The sequence below is a fragment of the Phytobacter sp. SCO41 genome, assembly GCF_003073275.1.
Lineage (GTDB): Bacteria > Pseudomonadota > Gammaproteobacteria > Enterobacterales > Enterobacteriaceae > Phytobacter > Phytobacter diazotrophicus.
The window spans coordinates 4477344-4500884 of sequence record NZ_CP027225.1; the positions used below are offsets into that span (position 1 = coordinate 4477344).

Genomic DNA, 23541 nt, shown 5'->3' on the forward strand with positions numbered 1-23541 from the left:
CTGGCGCAGAGCGTGCAGCGAGGGGGTTGAGTCCCCGCTGAAATCGGTGAGACGAAGACCCTATGACAAGGGCAGGCCGCCAGGGATGGCGGACTGAGGTTTGTCGAGACAGGACGTCGAGTCAAACCGACCGCAGGCAGCGGGGCGGGAGGCGAACGCAGTGCGAAGCACCGATTTTTTGCGGGGCCGCGGGGATTGTAAAGGGGAACGCGGTGTTCCCCTTTACCCGTTCACGTGTCCGGAGGTGACATTTCGCCATGAACATAAGGTGAACGGAACCCACCTTCCGAGCCGCATATTCCCCTCACCCCAACCCTCTCCCAAGGGGAGAGGGAGAAAACCGGTGGTAGCCCGGATAAGGCGTTTGCGCCGCATCCGGGAATGCGTTACCCCACCATCTCAAGGTAAATCCGGCGCAACAGCTTCGTTATCTCGCCAGGCTTACCGTCGCCGATTTGCTGACCGTCCACACTCACCACCGGCCAGACAAAGGTGGTGGCGGAACTGATAAACACTTCGCTCGCCTGGCGTGCCTCTTGCGGCGTAAATAACCGCTCTTCAAAGGTGATGCCGTGCTCCTCACCCAGACGGAACAACGCCTTACGGGTAATGCCGTGCAAAATATTATTGCTCAACGGCCGCGTAACGATGGTTTTATCCGCCGTCACGATATAACAGTTACAAGAGCTGCCTTCGGTAATAAAGCCATCTTCCACCAAAAACGCATCATCCGCGCCGTTGGCCTCGGCCCAGGCTTTTGCCAGACACGGCGCCAGCAACTGCACGGTTTTAATATCCCGCCGCTGCCAGCGAATATCCGGGCAGGTCACCACACGGATGCCCTTACTGGCAGCAGGATGGTCCACAACCGCACGCGCCTGGGTAAACAACACCAGCGTGGTCGGCGTCTGCGCCGACGGAAAGTGAAAATCGCGATCGCCACTGTTACCGCGCGTCAGTTGCAGATAGATCCCCCCTTCCGTGAGCCCATTCTCTGCGATCAGGCGTTGATGGATCTCGCGCAGATCGTCTTGCGAAAGCGTCAGAGGTAAGCCCAGCTCACGACAAGATCGCGCGAGCCGCGCAACATGGCCGGCAAAGTCCACCAGCTTGCCGTTCACCACCGCCGTAACTTCATACACTGCGTCGGCAAATAAAAAACCACGATCAAAAACGGAAATTTTGGCCTCTTCTTCCGGCACATACTCCCCGTTGAGGTAAACCGTGCGTGACATGTCTATCTCCTTACATCATTACGCCACTAACCCCATAACGCCGGGGTCGGGGGAAAAAGTTCGCTGCCGTCGTAACGCAACCCGTCTTCACGATCTTCGGCGAGCAATAGTGGCCCGTCGAGATCGACCACGCTCGCCTGCTGCGCCACCACCACGGCGGGCGCCATCGATAACGATGTGCTGACCATGCACCCCACCATGATCTGCAGGCCAAGACGCGTGGCCTCTTCCCGCACGCGCAGCGCCTCGGTTAATCCGCCGGTTTTATCCAGCTTGATATTCACCATCTCGTAGCACCCGGCAATAGCGCCAAGCGAGCCAAGATCGTGGCAGGATTCGTCGGCGCACAGCGGCACCGGATGCGGCAACTGAGCCAGCACCGCGTCTTTGCCTGCCGGGAGCGGCTGCTCAATAAGCGTGACGCCAAGGCGCGCCAGTTCGGGAGCCTGACGCAGATAGATCGTCTCATCCCAGCCTTCGTTGGCATCCACAATCAGTCTGGCCTGCGGCGCCCCTTCCCGCACAGCGCTGACCCGGGCAATGTCCTCATCATCGGCGAGCTTGAGTTTAAGCAACGGACGCCAGGCGTTTTCCTGCGCCATCTGCTGCATGCGCGCCGGGGTATCAAGGGATAAGGTGTACGCGGTATGCAAACTGTGTGGTGCGGGTAATGCGGCCCGCTGCCAGACACTCTGCCCGGACGACTTACACTCCAGATCCCAGAACGCGCAGTCCAGCGCATTACGCGCCGCCCCCGCAGGCAGTGCGCTTTGCAATTGCATACGCGTCATACCCGCCGCCAGCGCGGGGCGCAGACGCTCGATTTGTGCCATGACGCTCTCAACCGATTCGCCATAACGTGCATAAGGCAGACATTCGCCGCGTCCGGTAAATCCCTGCAACTGAAGGGTGACACTCACCACATCGGCCACGGTTCGACTCCCCCTGGCGATGGTGAACGCATGGCGCAATGGCCAGCGTTCATGGGCGATGGTCAGTTCCATTACAGTGCCGCCAGCGTATCAACAATCGCGCCAACGCCCTGACGGAACGGATCCACAACCGGCAGTCCGTGACGTGCTTCCAGTTCAGCCATCAGCGCCCGCGCATCAGCATCGCTCAGGGCGGAAGTATTCAAAGAGATCCCCACGAAACGGGCATCCGGGTTGGTCAGTTGCGCCATTTTCAGGTTCAGCGCCATACAGTCAGCGATGTCCGGAATCGGATAATCCACGCCGCGCATATGGGTGCGGGTCGGCTCGTGACACAACACCAGCGCATCCGGCTGCGCGCCATGAATCAGGCCAGTCGTCACGCCCGCGAAAGAGGGATGAAACAGAGACCCCTGCCCTTCAATAATATCCCAGTGATCGGCCTCGTTCGCCGGGGCGAGCGTTTCCACCGCGCCGGAGACAAAATCGGAGACCACCGCGTCAACACTCACGCCCGCCCCGCTAATCAGAATGCCGGTTTGCCCGGTGGCGCGAAATGTGGCTTTCCCGCCGCGCGCCAGGATCTCTTTTTCAATAGCCAGCGCGGTGTACATTTTGCCGCAAGAGCAGTCAGTGCCCACTGGCAGTACGCGTTTACCGCTGCGTTTGCGCCCGCTGGCAACCGGGTATTGCTGCGTCGGATGGCGAACATCAAACAAATTGCGGCCCAGCCGGTCGGCCAGCGCTTTTAACTCAGGAACATCGGCCAGTTTATTATGCAGGCCCGCCGCTAAATCCATTCCCTTTTCCAGCGCCGCGCTCAGTACTGAAATCCACTCTTTTGAAATAATACCGCCACGGTTAGCCACACCCACCACCAGTGTTTTTGCCCCCGCCTTAACCGCAGCATCAATATCCATATCCGTTAATTGGCAATCGGCATGGCAATTCGCCATACGGTACTGACCCACGCAATATTCCGGGTGCCATTGTTTAATCCCATCGGCAACTTTTGCTGCCAGTTGGTCATGCGCATCACCAAGAAAAAGCAGATAGGGCTTTTGGATATTCATTATTTATCCCCCTCAGGATAAGACTGAAAATAAATTAACGCAGAAATAACATTTCTGGAAAAAATTAAATAAAGGCTGACTGTTTATGCAGAATAACAAGGGTTTTATTATTGTCAACTGTCGCTATTGCAGGCTTTATTTACCATGTTTATTGCAAATAGGCAGTGTTTTATTCTGATAAAAGAAATCCAGAAAACGCTTGTGAAAATATTAATCTTTAAATCCACACCCTCCCATCAGCCAGGCAATAAAAATATTTATCATAATGTGATCTCATCACTATTCACGCACCAATAAAGCGCAATGCACTATTTTAGCGATCCAAAACAGTGCTATTACGCACGATAAATCTATAAGAAGAATGGATGAGAAAAATCCAATTAATGGATGTAAGGTGAATCCGTTATTGATGGAAATTGTCGCCAGAAATATCTCTGGAAAATCAAAAGGCCTGGCCCTTAATTAATATTCATTTCTTCCGGCTTTCGTTTCTAACGGAAATATCAGGCTCGCGCTTACGGAAGAAGTTAGTACGACATGCAGCGCATTCCAGACGAAGCGGCCGCGTGGTGCCAGGCGCATCAGTATTCAGTGTTACGCGGTATTTGATGCTTCAACATTCACAATTAACTGACGGACGGTGAGGTAACAATGAAGAGTTTTTGTGGGAAAGTCTCTTTAATGGCAGTACTGATTTCCGGCCTGGCTGGGGCGCACAGCGCACTGGCGGCAGAGATTAAAATCGGTGTGGTATTGCCCCTGAGCGGGCCGCTCAGCGGATATGGTCAACCTTCGCAGAAAGGCCTGGAACTGATTCAGAGCATCACCCCGACCCTGAAAAACGGCGACACCGTCAAGCTTATCGTGATTGACGATAAAAGTGACAAAGTTGAAGCCGCGAACGCCATGCAGCGCCTGGTCTCCAGCGACAAAGTCGACGCGGTGATCGGTGAAGTCACCTCCGGTAATACGCTGGCGATGGTCAAAATTGCCGATGACAGCAAAACTCCGCTGGTCTCCTCTACCGCAACCAACGACCGCGTCACCCGTAACCACCCGTATGTCAGCCGCGTCTGTTTCTCCGACAGCTTCCAGGGCGTGGTGGGTGCCAACCTGGCCTCACGCGATCTGAATGCGAAAACGGCGGCTATCGTCTTTGACAGCAGCAACGACTACTCCGTTGGCCTGGCCAAAGCCTTCCGCGCCCAGTTCCTGAAAAATGGCGGCACCATTCCTATTGAAGTCCAGGCACCTGCGGGCAGCAAAGACTTTAAAGCGCAGCTTTCCAGCGTGAAAGCCAAAAACGTCGATATGATCTACATGCCGATCTACTACACCGAAGGCGCACTGATTGCCGTGCAGGCAAAACAGTTGGGCTTAAACAAACCGGTTGTTGGCGGCGATGGTCTGGCGGCGGATCCGGTGTTCTTTGATGTGGGCAAAGATGCGGTGAACGGGTACATGACCACCGACTACTACTCACCGAACGCCAAAGAGCAGACTCCGGCAGGCGAAACCTTTATTAAAGGCTGGGAAGAGAAATTCAAATCGCCAACCCATACCTGGGGCGCAATGGCAGCCGATGCCTACAACGTGATCGTCAATGCGATGAACCAGTGTAGCGATCCGCACGATCGCGTCTGCGTTAACGAGAAAATCCGCGCGACCAAAGACTTCCAGGGTGTAACCGGTACGTTAACCCTGAAAGACGGCGACGCCATTCGTAGCGCGGTGATTAACGAAGTGAAAGATGGTCAACTGGCATTCAAAACCGTGGTGAATCCGTAAGCAGTAATAAGAGGTTATTAAACGAGATGGATGGCACCATTTTTCTCCAGCAGGTCGTCAATGGCATGAGTCTGGGCGGCATGTACGCCCTGATCGCCATTGGCTATACCATGGTGTATGGGGTCCTGCGCCTGATCAACTTCGCGCATGCGGATGTCATGATGGTCGGCGCATTTGCGACCCTGTTTCTTTTTTCTTCCATTGGGCTGCCCTTCTGGGTAGCCATTTTACTGACCCTCGGGCTTTGCGGCCTGTTGGGAATGTTTATCGACCGGGTGGCTTATCGCCCGCTGCGTCAGGCATCAAAAATCTCCATGCTGATCACCGCCATTGGCGTCAGCTTCTTCCTGGAAAACTTGTTTAACGTCCTCTTCGGCGGCAGCTCGCGTTTCTTTTCTGCGCCGGACTGGTTCAACAACACCCTGACTTTTGGTCACATCATCATCACTAACGTGGCGTGGGTCGTGCCGCTGATCACCGTGCTTCTGCTGCTGGCGATCCTCTGGCTGCTCTACCGCACCCGCTACGGGATGGCGATCCGCGCGGTGGCGTTTGACGTCAATACCGTGCGCCTGATGGGTATTGATGCGAACCGCATTATCTCGCTGGTGTTCGCCCTGGGCAGCAGTCTTGCCGCGCTGGGCGGTGTCTTTTACTCCATCAGCTACCCGACTATCGATCCGTTGATGGGCGTACTGATTGGCCTGAAAGCGTTTGCCGCCGCCGTGCTCGGTGGCATTGGTAGCGTCACCGGCGCGGTACTCGGCGGGTTTATTCTTGGCTTCACCGAAGTGGTCGCTGTCGCGCTGTACCCCGAACTGGGGGGTTACAAAGACGCCTTCGCCTTTATGTTTTTGATTCTGGTCTTGTTGTTCCGCCCGGTGGGCATTATGGGTGACGAACGTCTGGAAAGGAGCCGCTTCTAATGTTTAACGCTTCAACCACTCTCGGCGCTCAGGGGCGTAACCTGGTCATTATTGTGCTCGCCATTGCGCTGCTGACCGGGATGAATCTGGTTTTCAACGATTACATTATTCGGGTAATCAGCACCGTATTTGTCTTTATGATCCTGGCGGTGAGCTACAACCTGATTAACGGCGTCACCGGGCAGTTGTCACTGGAACCCAATGGATTTGTCGCCGTGGGTGCCTATGTTACCGCGCTGTTTATTCTCTCAAGCGACAGCAAAATCGATATGTTCGAGATGACCGCGCCAAGCCCGTTTATCCTGATGTTACACACCAGTTTCTTACCGGCGCTGTTGATAAGCGGACTATGCGCCGCTTTCCTGGCGGTCTGCCTCGCGTTCCCGGTGTTTCGCGTACGCGGCGACTATCTGGCGATTGTGACTCTGGGTTTTGGCTTTATTATCAAGATCCTCGCTATTAATAACCCGCAGATCACCAACGGCGCCATTGGACTTAATGATATTCCTCAGCAGCCCCATCTGCTGTTCTGGTGCGGGCTGTTCGCCCTGGCGGCATCGGGGATGATCCTGCAACTGGTGTGGTCGAAGTATGGCCGCATGATGAAGGCGATCCGCGATGACGAAGACGCCGCCATCGCCATGGGGGTGAATACCTTTCGTATCAAAACCTGTGCCTTTGCCACCAGCGCCTTTTTCGAAGGCATTGGCGGTGGGTTGCTGGCCTCGCTGCTGACCACCATCGCACCGGGTTTGTTTGACTTTATGCTGACCTTCCAGTTGTTGATCATTATCGTGCTCGGCGGTCTGGGCAGCACCACGGGCGCACTGCTCGGCACCATCGTGGTTGTGGGCAGCGGCGAATGGTTGCGTTTCCTCGACCAGCCGCTGTCGCTGTTCGGCCACGATCTGGGCTCTTATCCGGGGCTGCGTATGGTGGTGTTCTCACTGCTGCTGCTGATCATTATGTTATTCGCCCGTGAAGGTCTGTTGGGCAAAAAAGAAGTGTGGCAAGTCCGCTTCGGGAGACGCCGTCATGATGTCAAATAACGCGATTCTCGAAGTGCAGGAGGTCGTCATGCAGTTCGGCGGCCTGCGGGCGATTGATAACGTCAGTTTTCACGTTGATGAAGCCGAAATCTTTGGCCTGATTGGCCCCAACGGCGCCGGGAAAACCACCCTGTTTAACGTCATCACGGCCAACTACAAGCCGACCAGCGGCAACGTGCTGCTGGCGGGCAAATCGGTCAAGGGCTTAAAACCAAACAAGGTGGTGAACGCAGGGATTGCCCGCACCTTCCAGAACATCCGTCTGTTTAACTCGATGACCGTGTTGGAAAACGTGATGGTCGGGCTGGATCACAGCAGCCACTATTCACTGCTGGAAGCCGCGCTGCACATTGGCCGCTATTTCCCTGCCGAACGTGCCGCCCGGGCAAAGGCGATGGCGCTACTGGACTATATCGGTATCGCCGAATACGCCAACATGCAGGCCACCAATCTGAGCTATGGCAACCAGCGCAAAGTGGAGATTGCCCGCGCGCTGGCGACCGGGCCAAAACTGCTGTTGCTGGATGAACCCGCCGCCGGGATGAACCCCAAAGAGACAGAAGATCTGGCAAGCCTGATTTTCCGCATGCGTAAGGATTACCAGCTCAGCGTGTTGTTAATTGAGCATGATATGCCGTTCGTGAACGCCCTGTGTGAACGCGTCATGGTGCTGGAATATGGCAAACCGTTATTCAGCGGACTGATGTCCGACGCGATTCAACATCCGGAGGTGATCTCCGCCTACCTGGGGGACGTAAATTATGCTTAGTGCCCGTGAGCTGAAAGTGTTTTATGGCGTTATTCAGGGGCTGAAAGGCATCGATATCGAGATTAACGACCGGGAAATTGTGACGCTGATTGGCAGCAACGGCGCGGGGAAAACCTCGACGCTGAACGGTATCGTCAATATGGTGCGCTCCAGCGGAACGGTCAATTTTCTCAATGAGGATATCTCCCGCAGTCAGACGCACCACATCGTCCGCAAGGGGCTGGCGCTGGTACCGGAAGGGCGAAAAATTTTCACCAACCTGACCATCGAAGAGAACCTTCGCATGGGGGCGTATAACAATCTGGCGAATTTCACCCGTCTGCGCGACAGGATGTACAGCCTCTTTCCGCGTCTGAAAGAGCGGCGTAAACAGATGGCAGGCACGATGAGCGGCGGTGAGCAGCAGATGCTCGCCATCGCCCGTGCCTTGATGAGCGAGCCGGTGTTATTGATGCTTGATGAGCCGAGTCTGGGCCTTGCGCCAAAAGTGGTGGGTGAGTTATTTGCCACCATTCGCCAGTTGCGTGAGGAGAACATCACCATCTTGTTGGTGGAGCAAAACGCCACGGCGGCCCTGCGGATTGCCGACCGGGCCTATGTGCTGGAAAACGGCAAGATTGTGCTTTCCGGCGAGGCAAAGGATGTGCTCGCAAACCCGGAAGTGAAGAAGATGTATCTGGGGGGATAAACCAGGTTCCCGGATGACGGCACAACGCCTTGTCCGGGCTACCTCGCCACGATCGCGGGTCAACATAACCTTACCTTTCAGCGGTGATTGCTGCGGCCATCCCGCGCAAAAAACCCTCTGTTTTCCGCATGATGAGTCGAAATATTAGTAGTTTTCCCTCCGGGAAATAGAACGTATATTGACGCAAATTCATTCATCTTGTTGTCGATACTATGCCCGTTCAATTTTCATCTTTACCCGTGACCTTAGGCGTCACCGGACACCGCGATGTGCAGGATACAGAGCAGCTTCTCATCCTGCTGGAGAGTGAAATCAGCGCGATTCAGGCGCGCTATCCTCATTCACCGGTCATGGCGCTCTCTTCGCTGGCCGAAGGGGCGGACCGCCTGTTTGCCCGCGTGATCATGGAAAAAAGATTACCGCTGCATGTGGTGTTGCCTTTTGCCAAAGAAGAGTACGAGCGTGACTTCGCCGACACGGTGACGGAATTTCGCGAACTCTACGATTACGCGCAAAAGACCGGCGGTATCTACTGCATCGACACGGAGATCCCCGGTTCTGAAGCGATGATTTCCCTGGATCAAAACCCGCAGGGCTCTCTCTACCGCGACCTGCAATATGCCAGAGCGGGTATGTACCTGGCGCAGCGTTGTCATATTCTTTTCGCGCTGTGGGATGGCGAAAAAGCCAGGGGCTTAGGGGGCACCGCGCAGGTGGTTAACTTCCGCCGCGAAGGGCGCATTCAGGAGCACGACCTGGCCGCGCTGAATGCCAGACTGCCCGGTATCAAGCGCTATCTGGGCCAATCCAACCTGCTGGATGTACCGGACACCGGCCTGGTGTGCCATATTCACGTGCGCCGTAAAGCGGGAACCTATGCTAACGGCGCCACCGCCCCTTCTGTCTCCTGGTATCCGCCGCTGCCGGTCAAAGGCCAGCCGGAGACGCCATCGATCCACGGCGAAGAGTCCTGGTATCGCAGCCTTGAGCGCCTCGATACGCTGAATGCGCGTATCACCAAAGAAGATGAGGCGAACGCCAGCCTCGGCGCATCGCATCTCTGTCACGCCGCTTTCGCCCATATTGACAGGCTGGCGAATAAACAGATGAAAGATATGCGTAAGGTGTACAACGTTATCTTTGGGTTGGCGGCCATCATGGCCCTGGTGGGCAACCGGGTGCCGGGTGATGGCGAGCACTGGGTTATCACCTCGCTGAGCCTGTCGCTGCTCCTGCTGGTACTGCTTTCCGTCGCGCTCAGCCGCGTCCACAGTTCTCGCGCTAACCGCAATGCCACCGAACTGCGTGCACTGGCGGAGGGGCTGCGTGTGCAGAACGTCTGGCGTCAGGCCGGGATTGCGCGCGCCGTTTCGCTACATTATCTGCGCCGCAGCCACGACAATATCGCCTGGGTGCGCCGGGCAATGCTGGCTGCGAGTATTTACCCGCAAAGCGAGGCCAGCACGCTAAAAACGGCGATTAACGCAGTGAAAGAGAGCTGGGTGCGCGATCAGAAAAATTACTTCGAAAAAAACGTCCATAAAAAAGAGCGCAAGCACCGCCTCGCAAAACGCATGGCTTTCGGGCTGTTTATCTGCGGTATCGCCATCACATCTGTGGTGCTGGCCTCCAGCCTGTGGGGGCTTACCGATGAGCACCTGGCGCATACACTCCATTTCTGGAATATGGTGGGCGAGCACCTGGCGGAGTTTTTGATCGCCTGCGCCGCACTCTGCGCCGCTTACGCGAAATTTCTTGGCTATGAAGAGGATATCGCCGACTACGAACGGTCCGCGGTGTTGTTCTCTACTGCGCTGGCGAAAATGGAAGCCCATTCGCCGACGCCGGATACCGAAGACTTGCAGGAAATCTTGTATGCGCTCGGTATCGAAACCCTACAGGAAAATGCACGCTGGGTGGCGCGCACCACCGGACGTGATGTGGAAATCATTGGCGGCTAACACATATTAGGCGAAGGAATGGCATGATGACTCAGGCAACCACGCAGCGCGAAATCCGGGTATTTCTCTCCTCCACGTTTCGGGATATGGACGCCGAACGCCACTATCTGGTGACCCGCGTCTTCCCGGAGATCCGCCAGATCTGCTATCAGCGGATGATCAATTTCAGCGAAATCGATCTGCGCTGGGGAATCACCGAAGAGGCGGCCCACAATGGCCGCACGGTGCAAATCTGTCTTGAAGAGATTGAACGCTGCCGGTCGCTTGGCATTCCTCCTTTCTTTATCGGCTTCCTTGGCGAGCGCTACGGCTGGGTGCCGCAGGCTGACGATCTGGCCGCCTACTGGCAGCAATCACCGGACCAGCGCTACGCCGGGCTGATCCGTGACGCACTGAAAGAAAATATCAGCGTCACGGAGCTGGAAATTCGCTTTGCGTTTCTGGCGCCCCCGCCGGATGTCGCCCCCCTCTCTTCTGCCAGCACGCCGCGTGTGCAGATGTTTTTACGCGATCCGGCCCTCACTGCCACCATGGCAAGCGCTAACGCACCGCAGGATGTCTGGTTTGATCGCCTGCCTGATGGCACGCCGGACAGCACGCGCACAGCACAACTGGCTTCCCTGAAACAACGGCTGCGTCAGCATTTTCCGCAGACTATCGCTATCGACGGCTATGACAGCGTGGAACAATTCGGCGAGGCGGTAAGAGCTTACCTGCTCAGCGCCATCGATACGCTGTATCCGGCGGAAAAGATGCCCAATCGCTGGCAACAGCGCACCCATGAACACGCGCAGTTCGCCGCCGTGCGTCGCCGGGCCTATGTGCCGCTTACAGCATTTCGCCAGCAGGTAGTCAGCGAGCTTAACCAGGGCTGGATGGCCATTTCCCCGGAACCCTGGCTGATTACCGCCCCGTCGGGGATGGGTAAAAGCGCCTTTTTAGCCGACTTAGAAAGCACGCTGCGGGAGAAAAACCGGCAGGCGCCGATGCCGTGGGACGACGATTATGTGCCGCTTGAAATTAGCGAACTCCTGAGCCAGGACGATAACTATCGCGTATTCAGCCACTATATTGGCGCGGATGGCGACACGACGCTCGACAACTGGCGTAACCGGCTGTTCTGGTTTTTGGCCGAAGAGGGAGATAGCACAGAGCCTGCCTCCGATGACCATCACGCCTGGCAGCAGGTGATGGAAAGAGTTCAACGCTTCCGTCAGCGCGAAAATGCGACGCTGGTTCTGATTCTGGATGCCATCAACCAGTTTGATAAACCTGAGCTTGCGATTCACCGCCTGCAACAGCTTGAATGGCCTTCACGCGTGCTGCTGGTCTTGTCCGCCACGCCAGAGGTGCTGTCATTCCTTGAGCAGCAAAAAATCACCTGGAAATGCCACTCGCTCCCGGCGCTGACGCAGGAAGAGCGCGAAGCGCTTTGCCAGGCAAGCCTGAGCCTGGTCAGCAAGTCCTTGTCCGGGGAGCTGACCGGGCAGCTTATCAGCGCGCCCGCCTGCGACAATCCGCTGTTTATGCGCCTGGTATTAGAAGAGCTTTGCCTGCATGCCCGACACGAAGCGCTGCCGGAGAGACTGAGCGCGCTGCTGGCCTGTGCCGGGCCTGGCGCGTTGTTTACCTCCGTATTAGCGGCGTCTGACCGTGATTTCTCATCGAAACTGGCGACCCGCGCCGCCTGCGCCATTGCGGCCTCTCGTCGCGGGCTGACCCATGGCGAACTGTCCCGCATTCTGGCGATTTACCCCTCGCTGAAAGTCGCGGATAGCGAGTTAGTACCGCTGCTGGCACGGCTTGCCCCGTATTGTCAGAACAGCGATGGTCGCCTGCGGTTATTGCATAACACGCTCTATCAGGCGCTACAGGACAATGATGAAATGGAAAGCTGCCGGGAACGTATTCTCGGGGAGATCCAGGACAGCAGCGGCTTTGCGCTGGCGGAACGCACCTGGCAGTGGCTGTCGCTCGGTGAGATCGATCCGGTCATACGCGAACTCTCTGAGGTGATGGCGGTGATCCGTTTGCACGAGGTGGATCCGGCCCTGTTACACACCGTCTGGCAGTTTAGTGGTATTTACGACGGGCGGCGTCTTGACCCCCGGTTTGAACAGACATTTGCGTGGACCGCCCCGGACCCGGCGGTGCTGCAAAACCACCTGCCTGCCGCGCTCTCCATCTTCACCTGGTTACGTCAGAGCCGGGCGGAAAAGGCGGCGACACGGTGGGCAGAGATGATTAAACCTGCCGTAGAGGACGATAAAACGCCGCCGGGGCTGAAAGCGCACTTTTACAATACGCTCGCGGTACTGGCGCAAAAAACCGCTAACCCGGCACTGGCAAAAGAGGCCATGGATCAGGTGCTGGAAAATCTGTTTAACCCCGGTGAAGCTGGCATGAAAATGCTGGCCGTAACCATGTCTAACATGGCGCAGCAACTCAATGCGGCGGGTAAGAGTGAACAGGCGCTGGAACTTTACCAGAAGGCAAAAGTCGCGGCCCTGCAACCCCCGCGGGACCCTGCCGTTCTGGCCAACATTATTATGCAAATCGCGCAGATTAAGGCCCAAAGCGGCAACACCGCCGAAACGGAACAGCATCTGCAGGAAGCGGTTGCACTCATCGAACAGATGCCGCCAACACCGCAGCGGCAAATTATGCTGTCATCGTTTTATCAGGAACTTGCCACCGTTTATCTGGTGGAAAAAAACTTTGCCCGCGCCGTCGGGCTCTATGACCGCGCTATTGCCGCGGTAGAAACGATTTACAGCAGCGACGCAACCGAGATACGTAAACTCGAGGAAAGTCGCGATCTGTTTTACCGCCTGGCCGGCGAGCACGGCCAGACAGAGTAAGCCCGCTTAGTGAACGAGCTTATTCCAGGCACTGCGTAGCTTTTCACCCACGCTACGCTTTGCCTCTGTTTGCACGCTCGCAGGTTCCGCCGGAGATTCATCTGTCATGGATACCGGCTCCGCTGGCGTTCCAGGTTGTGCCGCTGTTGACCATGTTGAGACGTCGACTTTTAGGGATGTCTGCCATGACGGGGTCGCCATACTGACAGGCGTCTGCCCCCATTGTTCCTTGCGCCCCGTTTTGTTCAGCACGCCTCTTGCCACCAGCCATTGAAACAGCGCATTTTTTTCCGGGGATGCTTCAAGCCACTGCGGCTCCACCATGGTAAAGAGCGTACGGTACAAGGTCTCCGCAGCCGCATACTCGGCCAGGAAATAATGCATTTCTGCTGCCTCCGCCACGGACTGCACCTTAAGCTCAACGTCACCATGGTCATGCTCAACACGAAGCGACATAATTTGCAGCAGCAATGCTTTCGCTTCCTGATATTTCTGCTGTGCTTTGTAAGTACAGGCCAGATTACGCATAACCTTGAGCCTGCCTGCATTCTCAGGCGCGAGCTTACCCTCCTGTACAGCGAGCCATTTCGCCCAGCAGGCGGCTGCCTCATCCAGACGATCCTGGCCCAGGTAGAGCATGCCGAGGTCATCAAGTAACCGTAACATCACCGGGCTTTCAGGCCGACTCAGTTCAGACTGCGTGGTCAGCATCGCTTCATACAGCGGGATCGCCTTTTCATGGCGATCGTCTTCCATATAGAGGTTTGCCAGCGATTGTCGGGCAAATAGCAGCTCCGCCTGATTATCCGGCAGATGCTCAAGCAAAGGGATGGCTTCGCGCAGTTGCGATGCGGCGTCTTCAAGGCGCCCCATGGAATGGTATAACTCCGCCATATAGAACAGCCCGGCAATGAAGTCAGGATGGCCCGGTGATAACGATTTACGCCGGATGTCCATCATCTGCGTAAACAGCGGTTCGGCTTTATCGGCGTCGCCCTGACGATAATAGAGTTCTCCCAAATCGTTCAGACTTGTGGCGATATCGGGATGTTCCGGCGGCAAAACCGCCTTACGTAAGGCCAGCACTTCAAGCAAAACAGGTTCGGCTTCGTCGTAACGCATAAGCTCCATATAGAGCCCGCCAAGGCTGCGCTTTAAGCCAATGAGATGGGGATTGTCGCGGGCCTGCAGACGCGTTCTCACCGCCAGCGATTTACGCAGTAAAGACTCCGCCTGCTCATATTCTTCCAGTTGCTGATAACACTCCCCCAGACTCTGGGCGAGGTTGGCAAAATCGATACTGTTTTCGTTGCTCACCGCCTGCAGTGCTTCGCGCAACAGCGGCTCTGCTTTTTCCGGCTGGCCCAGAGCGCCGTAAATTCCGGCCAGGTTATTCAGCACAACGCCAATATCCGGGTGCCCTGCGGGTAACATCTTGCGCATCATTGCCAGCGCATCATGCAGCAGCGGTTCCGCTTTGTCATACTGCCCAAGCAGGCGATAGAAAAGCGCCAGGCTATTGATCGTCCCCATGGTGTTGATCACGCTAACGGGCGTGGCTTTGCGTACCAGAACAGCCGCCAGTTCACTCCAGCGCACACCAATCTGCCAGAATCCGCGTTGCAAAAACCAGGCGCTTACCGCGTTCATTGTGGGCGTAAACACCACCTCAGGGCGCCAGACATTCCAGTTTTCCACCAGCGCATGTAATAACAGCGAAAGAGAGCTTCGCCCGGCGCCAAGTGAGAGCATCGCCTGCGAGGCCAGCTCCGGGTAGCTTTGCTGTAACGCGCAAAAGGCGTTGACATGCCCGAGGGTCTCCACCAGTTGCTCATAATTTTCCAGCGCCATCCACTGGTATGTGCGTTCGGCCACCGAAAACGCATCCCGTTGATTAAACCGGGCCACCAGCGCCCGCCGGGACGGGGACATCAACGGCGACAGCGCGGTCAGCGTTTGGGTAAAGATGGTATGGGTGATACGCAACCTGCCGTCTTCGTTCAGGCAAAACGGCGCGATACGCGCCAGCAAGCGCAGCAAGGTCTGGTCGGCCATTTTCAGGCCTGACTGGTGCAGATGCGGTGCCAGCAGGACGGCTAAATCACTGTGGGATACCCCCGCGCGGGAAGCGGCAATCAGCGTCGTCGCATGGCTGGCAAGGGAGTATCCCTCAGCGCGAAAATCCCGGTCGGTTTCATTTAACAGCGCCAGGAACAGTTGCCCCGCATCATCATAAGTGAGTAATGCGCTCACCCGTGCCGCCAGGGAGTCGTGATCCGCATGCAGGCGTAACTCTTCCATCACCAGACGCAAAAACAGCGCGTTACCGCAGGCGGGCGCGGCAACCAGTTGCCCGACTAACGTCTCCGGCAGCTTTTTACTGTACTGGCGCAAAAATAACGTTATGGCCTCGCGGCGATGCGCTTCGGTCAGTTCCGGGAAAGCCAGCGTCTGCCACGTGTCCGGTAGCGGTTCCGTTGAGGTCACCACCAGCAATGTGCCCGGTAAGAAGCGCAGGCCATTGAGGCGGCGCATCCCCGCCTCCTGAGGGGAAAACTGGTTAATGGCATCCAGCAGCAGAATGATGGGCTTGCCCATCTGCACCTGGGCGGCGCTCACGAGTTCCGCAAACGCCGCCCAGCGCGCGTCATCTTCGGTGGGAACGTCAAGCGTGGCGGGCAAATAAGGCGTAAGCACCTGTAGCACCCGCTCACGCCAGCTTTCCGGCGTGTTATCGCCGTCCGCGCCAACGAAATGGGCGATCACCAACGCCGTGTTAAAGGTTTCAGAGGCCACCAGGTCGGCCATAAACGCACTTTTCCCCCGCCCGGAATCGCCAACCAGCGCCAGCCGGTTCAGGGGATCGCGCGCCTGATCTCCATTTGGGAGCATGGCAGCAAGCATGTCCTGTGCCCATGTCTCAACCTGCTGTTTAAAAGCGGGCAATGGCACATAGTTCTCGCGCCGGGAAAGCGCATAGCATTGTTGCGCATGTAACCTGAGTTGCCGCTCATTCGGCACCTCATCAAGGGGGAAGTGGGTATCCAGTTCAGCAGTTAAGAAATCGAGGATCTGCTGACCAAATTCGCTGATCGCCTGGTAGCCATCAACACCGATGCACTCCGCGTGCGTCTCTCTGATTGCACTTTTCAGGGCCGCAAGCTTGTCGCGGGCAGCTTCTGTGCTTTCATAGAACGTGGCCGACGCTTTCCCGGCAAGAGAGGCCGTTAAATCCGGATGGCGAAAATAGAGCTGGACCCGCTGCCTGCTGACCCCCTGCGCATCGTCCATAAACCCAAAGCGCATCTCCAGTTCGGTAACGCTGATACCTTCCGCCAGCGCCGCTTCGATACGTCGGGCATAGGGGTTTTCATCCTGCGCCGCCTGGTGCCAGTAATTTTCCAGATCGTGACGCTGTGGTACCCAACCGTAACGTTCGCCGATAAAGCCAATAAAGAACGGCGAAATGCCCAGCGCGCGGCAGCGGGCGATCTCTTCGAGGCAGATTTGCACCGTCTGGCCGTTGTGCGCATCCTCTTCGGTAATCCCCCAGCGCAGGTCAATCTCGCTAAATACCACCTGGCGTTCAAGACACTGCTGTCGAAACAGGGGAAAAACGCGGGTCAGTAATTCATGACGCTCGTTTTCCATATCCCGAAAGGTGGAAGACAAAAACAGGCGAATCTGGCGAGGCTGACTGGCTGACGTTGGCATTAGCGCTGTTCCATGTGGTTGGTCGGTAACATATTTATCCGTAACGACGAATAAGGTTCTGGGCCTGACGTTTCACCGAATCATTGACCCGTTCGGATGCCAGAATTTTCTCCAGCGTGGAGATGCCCAAACCCGATCCATATTGGCCACCCGCCACCGCGCATCATCACCCAGCGGGCGATTTTGGGTACGCAGAACACCACGCGCATGTAAAAGGGAGCGTATTTTTGAATGCAGAGACAATAAAGCGATAGCGCTTAACGAGGATAAATCCCGTTCTGAACAATCTGACTTATCCATGTATTTATCTGGACCCCAATGTCACCGCTACAAGATGGGCTGTCAGCCTGGCATTTTGCCCTTTCTGACCGGGTTCGTCATCCCCCCAGAACTGGTCGAAACGCGCCTTCCTGAAAACAGGGATTGTTACCCGCCCGCTGTTATCTGACAATGACAAAATATACAGGCAGCCGCGCAGGGAAAGCCGCAGATGAAAAAGTATTCTTACCCCTATTTGTTGATCCTCGCCATTGCCGTTGTGGCGGCGATTTTTGGCTTTTTCGCCTGGCGCAACATGATTTATCGCCCCACCTTCCTGTCCCATGCGGCGTTTCGATATATGGTGATGACCGCGCTTGCGATGACGGTTGTCGTCTGTTTTGCCCTACGAAAACGCTTTGCCGCCAATATCAGCACACGAACGGAATATCTCAAAGCCTGGTGCGGTATGGCCCTGGGGATGGTGTTTGTTTTTTCCGCGCTCTTCACCACGCTCACCTGGCTGCTGCCCGGCGTTGAATCGACCTATACCGCCCCTTATCGCTACAGCTCTGGCGGCTCACGAAGCTGCTCCGGGGCCAGCGTCTATGACCGCGATCTTGATGAAGAGATCCGCATCTGCGAGCCCTCCGGCAATCTCTATTCTGGTCGCACCCTGCGGGTAATAAAGCGGACCAACGCGTTGGGCATGGTGGTGATAGACGCCACTACGTTCCCCTGAGGCTCCGTCTGTTGGCCTGATAGAGCATCAGGCATATTTACCGTTAGTGACAAAATGGCAATGGGTAATGAAATATTGCGTGTTTCGCCGGAGCGCGACTGCGCGTAGCATGATGGCCTTCCCTGTGACCCGTGTCGGTGGCAGGGAAGCACGCAGATTCGCCCTATTCTTCGACAACGTTATTCGATGTTACAGCGCAGGGAATGGAAGGATGTCATGTCTTTATCCCTGATAAAATCTCTCTCTGACACGTGGGAAAAACACAATGAAAAGCTGGCTTGTAGCGTTACTTAGCGCGGCACTGCTCTCTCCCCTGGCCGCATCGGCTGACAGCACTTACGTCTTCTTTCGTCACGGCGAGAAACCGGACAACAACAGCGGGCAACTCACCTGCAAAGGGTTAAACCGGGCACTGAGTCTCCCCTCGGTGCTGCTCAAGCGCTACGGTACCCCGGACGCGCTGTATGCCTCAGCGCCGAAAGAGAAAAAAACCGGCAGCTCGCTGCGCCCGCTGACCACCATCACGCCGCTGGCGATTCAGGTATCCAAACCGGTGGTGCTACGTTTCCATGCTGATGACACCAGCGAACTGGTTTCCGCACTGCTGGCGCAGCAAAACCAGCCGCTGACGTTTATTTCCTGGGAGCATAAAAATCTGGTCACCGCCGCAAAAACGCTGATTACCCAGACGGGTGGCGATGCGTCTCAGGTGCCGTCATGGCCGTCGGCGGACTTTGATTCGATTTATGTGGTTCAGCTTGACGCACAGCAGCATTTTAAATCTTTGACCAGGGATACCGAAGGGCTGGATGGCGTCTCCAGCCAGTGTTCTGCCCCGGCGCAATAATCGGTGTGAAAGGAAATAGCGAGGGGAAGGATAACCTCGTTATTCCTTTTAAAATGCTAACGTTTCTTTTATAGGAACAATAAAGTGCGATAAAAATGCGCGAAAGCAGAAGAGTAGTGCTATTAATAATTCTATTCAAAAACAAGAAGACAATTCGGGATACAACAGCGCATTATCTTTAAATCAGCGCATAAAAATGGCCCGTCTCCCGAGCCGAATAACAAAACGTTTATAAGTTTGATTTAGCTTAAGGTAGCGAAAATTTCGCGAGGAAAAATAGCGACCGAAATATACACCCGGAATATATCGAAAAATAAAGCAAAAAAAGAAAATCCCTTTTGCGACTTTAGCGTTGAGTCTTATCTGTATTCATAATGTAACCAGTAAAGACAGGGTGGTTAATTAATGCACAGAGCAATGCATAAATATATCGATACTTTCACTGATACCCTGCGCCTTTTCTTTTTTGGGTTTCTCTTTTTTTTCTGCCGCCCGGTACTGGCAGATGAGCCACACATTGCATTAAGCGAATATTTTATTGAAACCTGGTCGACAAAAGACGGTCTGCCACACAATAGCATCAACGCCATCGCACAGACCCGGGAAGGTTATTTATGGTTCGGCACCTGGGAAGGGTTCGCCCGCTACAACGGCAAAACCTTCCAGGTCTTCGAACGCGGCGGCGAAAGCGCCATGCCCGACTCCGGAACGCTGGCGTTTGTCGCCGGGCCAGACGGCAGCCTGCTGGTTGCAGGCGCGCGCGGCGGTCTCTCTTCCTGGAAAGATGGCATCTGGACGCCCTATGCTGCGGCACCGACCATGATTGGTTCCGCCATGCGCGACAGTAAAGGCAATCTGTGGGTGACCATGCCCGGAAAAGGCCTGTTAATGCGCCCCGCCAATGAAACCGGCGCAACGCGGGATGTGCATATTCTCGATAACGTCACCGCCAACAAAAGCGTGGAAGACGCGGACGGCACTATCTGGGCCGCAACAGACAACGGCCTGTATCAGGTGATCGACAATAAAGCGACCCCGGTGCCGCCAGCCAGCGGTTTGCCGCAAGTCCGCGCCTTTAGCTTGCTGGTAACAGACGATAACACTTTACTGGTGGGTACCGAAGCCGGCGTCTGGAAGCGCGTCGGTGAAGATTTTCAGCCGCTGCACCCGGAACTTACCAACGAAGTGGTCTCAACCATGATGCAGGATAAGCGTGGAGATATCTGGTTCGGCACCATTAACCACGGCATATTCCGCCTCAGTCCACAAGGGCTGGAACACCTGAATATTGATAATGGTATCGTTCATAACCGCGTACAAAGCATCCTGGAAGATCGGGAACAAAGTATCTGGATTGGTACTAACTCGGGATTGATCCGCCTGCGTCGCGCGCCGTTTATCACCGTGAGCACCCGCCAGGGCCTGAACGGCGACTATGTTCGTACCGTGATGACGCACTCGGACGGCAGTATCCTGGTGGGCACCAGTACCGGGCTAAACCGCATTCGGAATGGGCGCGTCGAACAAATTAACTGGAATCAACACACGCAGCCATCGGTACTGAGCCTCGGCGAGGCCACGGATGGCAGCGTATGGGTCGGTACTTATACCGATGGTCTGCTGCACTGGAAAAATGGCCAATTAACCCCGGTATTACAGCAATCTAATGGCCTGCCCGGTAACGAGGTTCGCGCCATCCTCACCGATCACCAGCAGAACCTGTGGATCGGCACCGCCTCCGGTTTGAGCGTCTTACGCGCCGATGGCACGCTCCATACCTACTCGGCAGATGACGGTCTTCCTGCCAGCTTTATTATGGCGCTGCAGGAAGATGAACAGCAGCGCATTTGGGTGGGTACTGGCGTGGGGGTCTCCGTTTTTCATAACGGAAAATTTGAGCACATCGATATTTCCGCCATGGAGAATGCCGAATATGCCTTCGGCTTTTACAGCGAACCTGGCTATATGTGGATGACAACCGACCGGGGCTTGCTCCGTTATCGGAGCAGCGATGGCGCAATCGGTATGGTGGGGCGTAAAAACGGTCTGCCCATCGACAAACTGTTCCAGGTGATACCCGACAATATGGGGTATCTGTGGCTTAGCTCGAACCGCGGTATGATTAGGATAAGCAAAGCCGAAGCCGTGGATGTTATTGAGGGGCGTAAGCGGCAGATTGCCGTAACCACGTTCGGTGAAAGTGACGGCATGATCAGCGCGCAGGCCAATGGCGGCTCAATGCCTGCCGCCACGCGCGCCGGTGATGGCGGTATCTGGGTGGCGACCGCGCGCGGCGCGGTGATGGTTCACCCTGAACGATTAGGGGAATTTAGCAAGACACGGTTAGCTGCGGTGGTGGAGTCGGTTGAGAGTAACACCACGCCGCTCGACAATGACTATACCTTTCCTGCCGGAACAACACGCATCCGGATAAACTATTCCGGGCTGGGCTATGTTCTGCCGGAGCGTATTCGTTATCGTACCCGTCTGGAGGGTTTTGACCCGCAGTGGATCGATCGCGAAAACAATACGACAGCGGAATACACCAACCTGCCGCCGGGGAACTACCGCTTCAACGTTTCCGCCAGTTACCCCAACGGCGAGTGGAATGGCACGGACACGGTTATCAACCTGCGCATTAACCCGTTTTTCTGGCAGCGGCCACTTTTTCAGGTGCTGTTAGTGCTGCTGTTTCTGTTGGCGCTGTTCATGGTCTTTCGCTGGCGTCTGAGGCAGGCGCGCCGTAACGAAGAGCGCCTGCGCACGCTGATTGCCGCCAAGACGCTGGCCTTACAGGAGCAGGCTGAGGAGTTTGAACGACAGGCCAAAGAGGATCAGTTGACCGGGCTGGCAAACCGCCGGGTCTTTGATAAACAACTGATGCTCGGCTTCGACGATGCCCGTGCGCACGATTATCCGCTGACGCTGGCAATCTTCGATATTGATCACTTTAAGCAGATAAATGACCGTTGGTCACATGTGGTGGGCGATAAGGTGCTGCAAAGTATCGGGGACCTGCTGCGTAATACACAGCAGGACGCCAGGCTGAGCGCCCGTTGGGGCGGTGAAGAGTTCACTCTGTTGTTCCCGCATATGCCGATAGCGCAGGCTACGGCGATTTGCGAATCACTGCGGGTTACCTTATCGCAGACGGATTATCGGCATATCGCCGAAGGGCTGCAGGTGACGGCGAGCTTCGGCCTGGCGGAGTCGTCCTCTGCCAGTGACAGCAATGCGTTAATTAAGCAGGCCGACCACGCGCTGTATATCGCCAAACAGACTGGCCGCAACAAAGTGGTTTGCTGGTCCGGCGAAGAGGAGAGCGCATCTGGTCATTTTCAGATTTAGGGTTATGGCGTATTCAACATTAAATGAAAACCCGGCAGCGTTATTTCCATATTGGGAATAACGCTGTGCGAAAGCACAATTGCAATGCAGAAAGACTATTCGCAAGAAGCATAAAATTCATTTTGATTATTCCCAAACCATGCCGAACATTTCTTTGCCGTATCCGGTACTTTTAATTCCAGTATTTTTTTCGTCCCCTTATAACGGCAAACAAGATAGAGCGGTAAGTTCATTTCCCGGCCATAATCCTGATAATTTTGCAGCGTCCACACCATATCATTCAGCGTGTCAGGCATTAACTCTCCCAACTTGTCCGGTGGCCCCTGAAAAAGGCTGACGTCATCCATCCTGTAAGAGGTATTCTTCACTGTCAGCAAATCAGGACATTGCATTTTTTCAGCGCTTGCCAAACCTGAAAACAGTAGCGCTACGTTTAACACTATCCCTTTACGTCTGGACATAATAACGACTTCCATTTTTCAGCAGAAATGCACATTGATAGCGGGTTTCTGAACAAAAACCGCGAATCCATACCTGTGCAGAGAGACGTTATTCGCAAGCAGCTATAAGCTTACGGTTCTTATCATAGGCAACGGAACATTTTTTGGCCGTGGCCGGAACAATCAACTCGACGCTCTGCTTCGTGTTCTTATAGTGGCATATAAAATAGAGCGACGTTTTATGCTCTTTCGCCTCATCCTGATAATCAGGCAGCGTCCATACCGTCTCCCGATCGTTATCCGGCATCAGTTCGACTAAATCTTTAGGCGGCCCCACGAACAAACTGGCATCGTTTAAGGCGTGTGTTTTATCTTGCTGCGTTGGATATTGCGGACAAACCGTTGTTGCCTGAGCCGCGCCAACAGATAAAAACAGCCCCGCACCGAGCAAAAGCGTCTTACTCCACAACATAGTAATTATCTCCATTGTTTTCCGCGCGTGGTGCCTTATGAAAGCGGATGGTGCGTTTGCTGACATAATGTGGTGTGGCCTCACGTTCACCAGAAGGAAGTGTCCGGTGGTTCATCCACTGATCCAGTACCTGTATGCCCGACGCATCCTGCCCAAGATAAATAGCGGCGTGGGAACGGCCGTCAGTATGGTTGCCATAGCGACCATCCGCATCAAACGTGGCAATCGCCGTACCGGGCGCAATGGTCATATTACCTTTAACTAATTCGCCCCGTTTCCATGCTACCGTGCGCGGCATATTGGCCGCCTTTTGTGTGTACGCCACACACTGACCATTACCTACAGACTGACCGACATACGCTAACGGTGTTTTTGCGATATATGCCATGGAGTTAGCACCCGTAGAAGTTGAGTGATGACATTCTGCATCTAATGTAA

The 23541-nt window shown here is 55.3% G+C and carries 17 protein-coding genes; 10 read left to right on the plus strand and 7 right to left on the minus strand.

Going from position 1 to position 23541, the window contains the following annotated elements; genetic code table 11:
* Positions 1 to 386: 386 nt before the first annotated feature.
* From C5523_RS21830 to dgcN, 3 genes are read right to left on the minus strand one after another with little or no spacing between them, the layout of a single operon-like run.
* Positions 387 to 1235 (minus strand): D-amino-acid transaminase, encoded by an 849-nt coding sequence (locus tag C5523_RS21830; RefSeq protein WP_071195881.1) that lies wholly within the window; start codon positions 1233 to 1235, stop codon positions 387 to 389.
* Positions 1236 to 1261: 26 nt separating this feature from the next.
* Positions 1262 to 2239: an N-acetyl-D-Glu racemase DgcA gene (gene dgcA, locus C5523_RS21835; RefSeq protein ID WP_041852592.1), complete on the minus strand. Its 978-nt coding sequence runs from the start codon at positions 2237 to 2239 to the stop codon at positions 1262 to 1264.
* Positions 2239 to 3240, minus strand: a complete 1002-nt coding sequence (dgcN, locus tag C5523_RS21840; protein WP_071195882.1) for an N-acetyltransferase DgcN — start codon at positions 3238 to 3240, stop codon at positions 2239 to 2241. The genes dgcA and dgcN overlap by 1 nt, the downstream gene beginning before the upstream one ends.
* A 651-nt stretch (positions 3241 to 3891) precedes the next feature.
* On the opposite strand from dgcN, the gene C5523_RS21845 reads away from it, so the two are divergent.
* The 7 genes from C5523_RS21845 to C5523_RS21875 all read left to right on the plus strand — a co-directional run bounded on the left by C5523_RS21845 (position 3892) and on the right by C5523_RS21875 (position 13282).
* Entirely contained in the window at positions 3892 to 5028 is a 1137-nt protein-coding gene (locus C5523_RS21845; RefSeq protein ID WP_041852594.1) for an ABC transporter substrate-binding protein, read from the plus strand.
* Between the two features lie 26 nt (positions 5029 to 5054).
* Positions 5055 to 5954, plus strand: a complete 900-nt coding sequence (locus C5523_RS21850) for a branched-chain amino acid ABC transporter permease (protein WP_041852595.1) — start codon at positions 5055 to 5057, stop codon at positions 5952 to 5954.
* Positions 5954 to 7003 carry a branched-chain amino acid ABC transporter permease gene (locus C5523_RS21855; RefSeq protein ID WP_108701954.1) on the plus strand — a complete coding sequence of 350 codons (1050 nt, stop codon included), beginning with the start codon at positions 5954 to 5956 and terminating at the stop codon, positions 7001 to 7003. The genes C5523_RS21850 and C5523_RS21855 overlap by 1 nt, the downstream gene beginning before the upstream one ends.
* The gene (locus tag C5523_RS21860; protein WP_079497600.1) at positions 6990 to 7772 is read left to right on the plus strand and encodes an ABC transporter ATP-binding protein; all 783 of its coding nucleotides are present in this window, start codon (positions 6990 to 6992) and stop codon (positions 7770 to 7772) included. The genes C5523_RS21855 and C5523_RS21860 overlap by 14 nt, the downstream gene beginning before the upstream one ends.
* Positions 7765 to 8460, plus strand: a complete 696-nt coding sequence (locus C5523_RS21865; RefSeq protein WP_041852598.1) for an ABC transporter ATP-binding protein — start codon at positions 7765 to 7767, stop codon at positions 8458 to 8460. The genes C5523_RS21860 and C5523_RS21865 overlap by 8 nt, the downstream gene beginning before the upstream one ends.
* A gap of 212 nt (positions 8461 to 8672) precedes the next feature.
* The gene (locus C5523_RS21870; RefSeq protein WP_155525420.1) at positions 8673 to 10421 is read left to right on the plus strand and encodes a hypothetical protein; all 1749 of its coding nucleotides are present in this window, start codon (positions 8673 to 8675) and stop codon (positions 10419 to 10421) included.
* A gap of 23 nt (positions 10422 to 10444) precedes the next feature.
* A complete protein-coding gene (locus tag C5523_RS21875) occupies positions 10445 to 13282 on the plus strand; it encodes a DUF4062 domain-containing protein (protein ID WP_108701956.1) in 2838 nt (945 codons plus the stop codon).
* Between the two features lie 6 nt (positions 13283 to 13288).
* Here the strand turns inward: C5523_RS21875 and C5523_RS21880 are convergent, their stop codons facing one another.
* On the minus strand, positions 13289 to 16996 hold the full coding sequence (locus tag C5523_RS21880; protein ID WP_108701957.1) for a tetratricopeptide repeat protein: 3708 nt from the start codon (positions 16994 to 16996) through the stop codon (positions 13289 to 13291).
* Positions 16997 to 17486: 490 nt separating this feature from the next.
* On the opposite strand from C5523_RS21880, the gene C5523_RS21885 reads away from it, so the two are divergent.
* From C5523_RS21885 to C5523_RS21895, 3 genes are all read left to right on the plus strand, one after another.
* Positions 17487 to 17996 carry a hypothetical protein gene (locus tag C5523_RS21885; protein WP_108701958.1) on the plus strand — a complete coding sequence of 170 codons (510 nt, stop codon included), beginning with the start codon at positions 17487 to 17489 and terminating at the stop codon, positions 17994 to 17996.
* A gap of 265 nt (positions 17997 to 18261) precedes the next feature.
* Complete coding sequence (locus C5523_RS21890) at positions 18262 to 18843, plus strand: histidine phosphatase family protein (protein WP_108701959.1); 582 nt, start codon at positions 18262 to 18264, stop codon at positions 18841 to 18843.
* Positions 18844 to 19248: 405 nt separating this feature from the next.
* Positions 19249 to 22191, plus strand: a complete 2943-nt coding sequence (locus C5523_RS21895; protein ID WP_108701960.1) for a ligand-binding sensor domain-containing diguanylate cyclase — start codon at positions 19249 to 19251, stop codon at positions 22189 to 22191.
* 95 nt (positions 22192 to 22286) lie between these two features.
* Here the strand turns inward: C5523_RS21895 and C5523_RS21900 are convergent, their stop codons facing one another.
* From C5523_RS21900 to C5523_RS21910, 3 genes are all read right to left on the minus strand, one after another.
* Positions 22287 to 22652 carry an STY0301 family protein gene (locus C5523_RS21900; protein WP_108702370.1) on the minus strand — a complete coding sequence of 122 codons (366 nt, stop codon included), beginning with the start codon at positions 22650 to 22652 and terminating at the stop codon, positions 22287 to 22289.
* A gap of 88 nt (positions 22653 to 22740) precedes the next feature.
* Positions 22741 to 23103 (minus strand): STY0301 family protein, encoded by a 363-nt coding sequence (locus C5523_RS21905; RefSeq protein ID WP_071195890.1) that lies wholly within the window; start codon positions 23101 to 23103, stop codon positions 22741 to 22743.
* Positions 23090 to 23491, minus strand: coding sequence for a BPSL0067 family protein (locus C5523_RS21910; protein ID WP_085006185.1), 402 nt, complete (start codon positions 23489 to 23491; stop codon positions 23090 to 23092). The genes C5523_RS21905 and C5523_RS21910 overlap by 14 nt, the downstream gene beginning before the upstream one ends.
* Positions 23492 to 23541 lie beyond the last annotated feature (50 nt).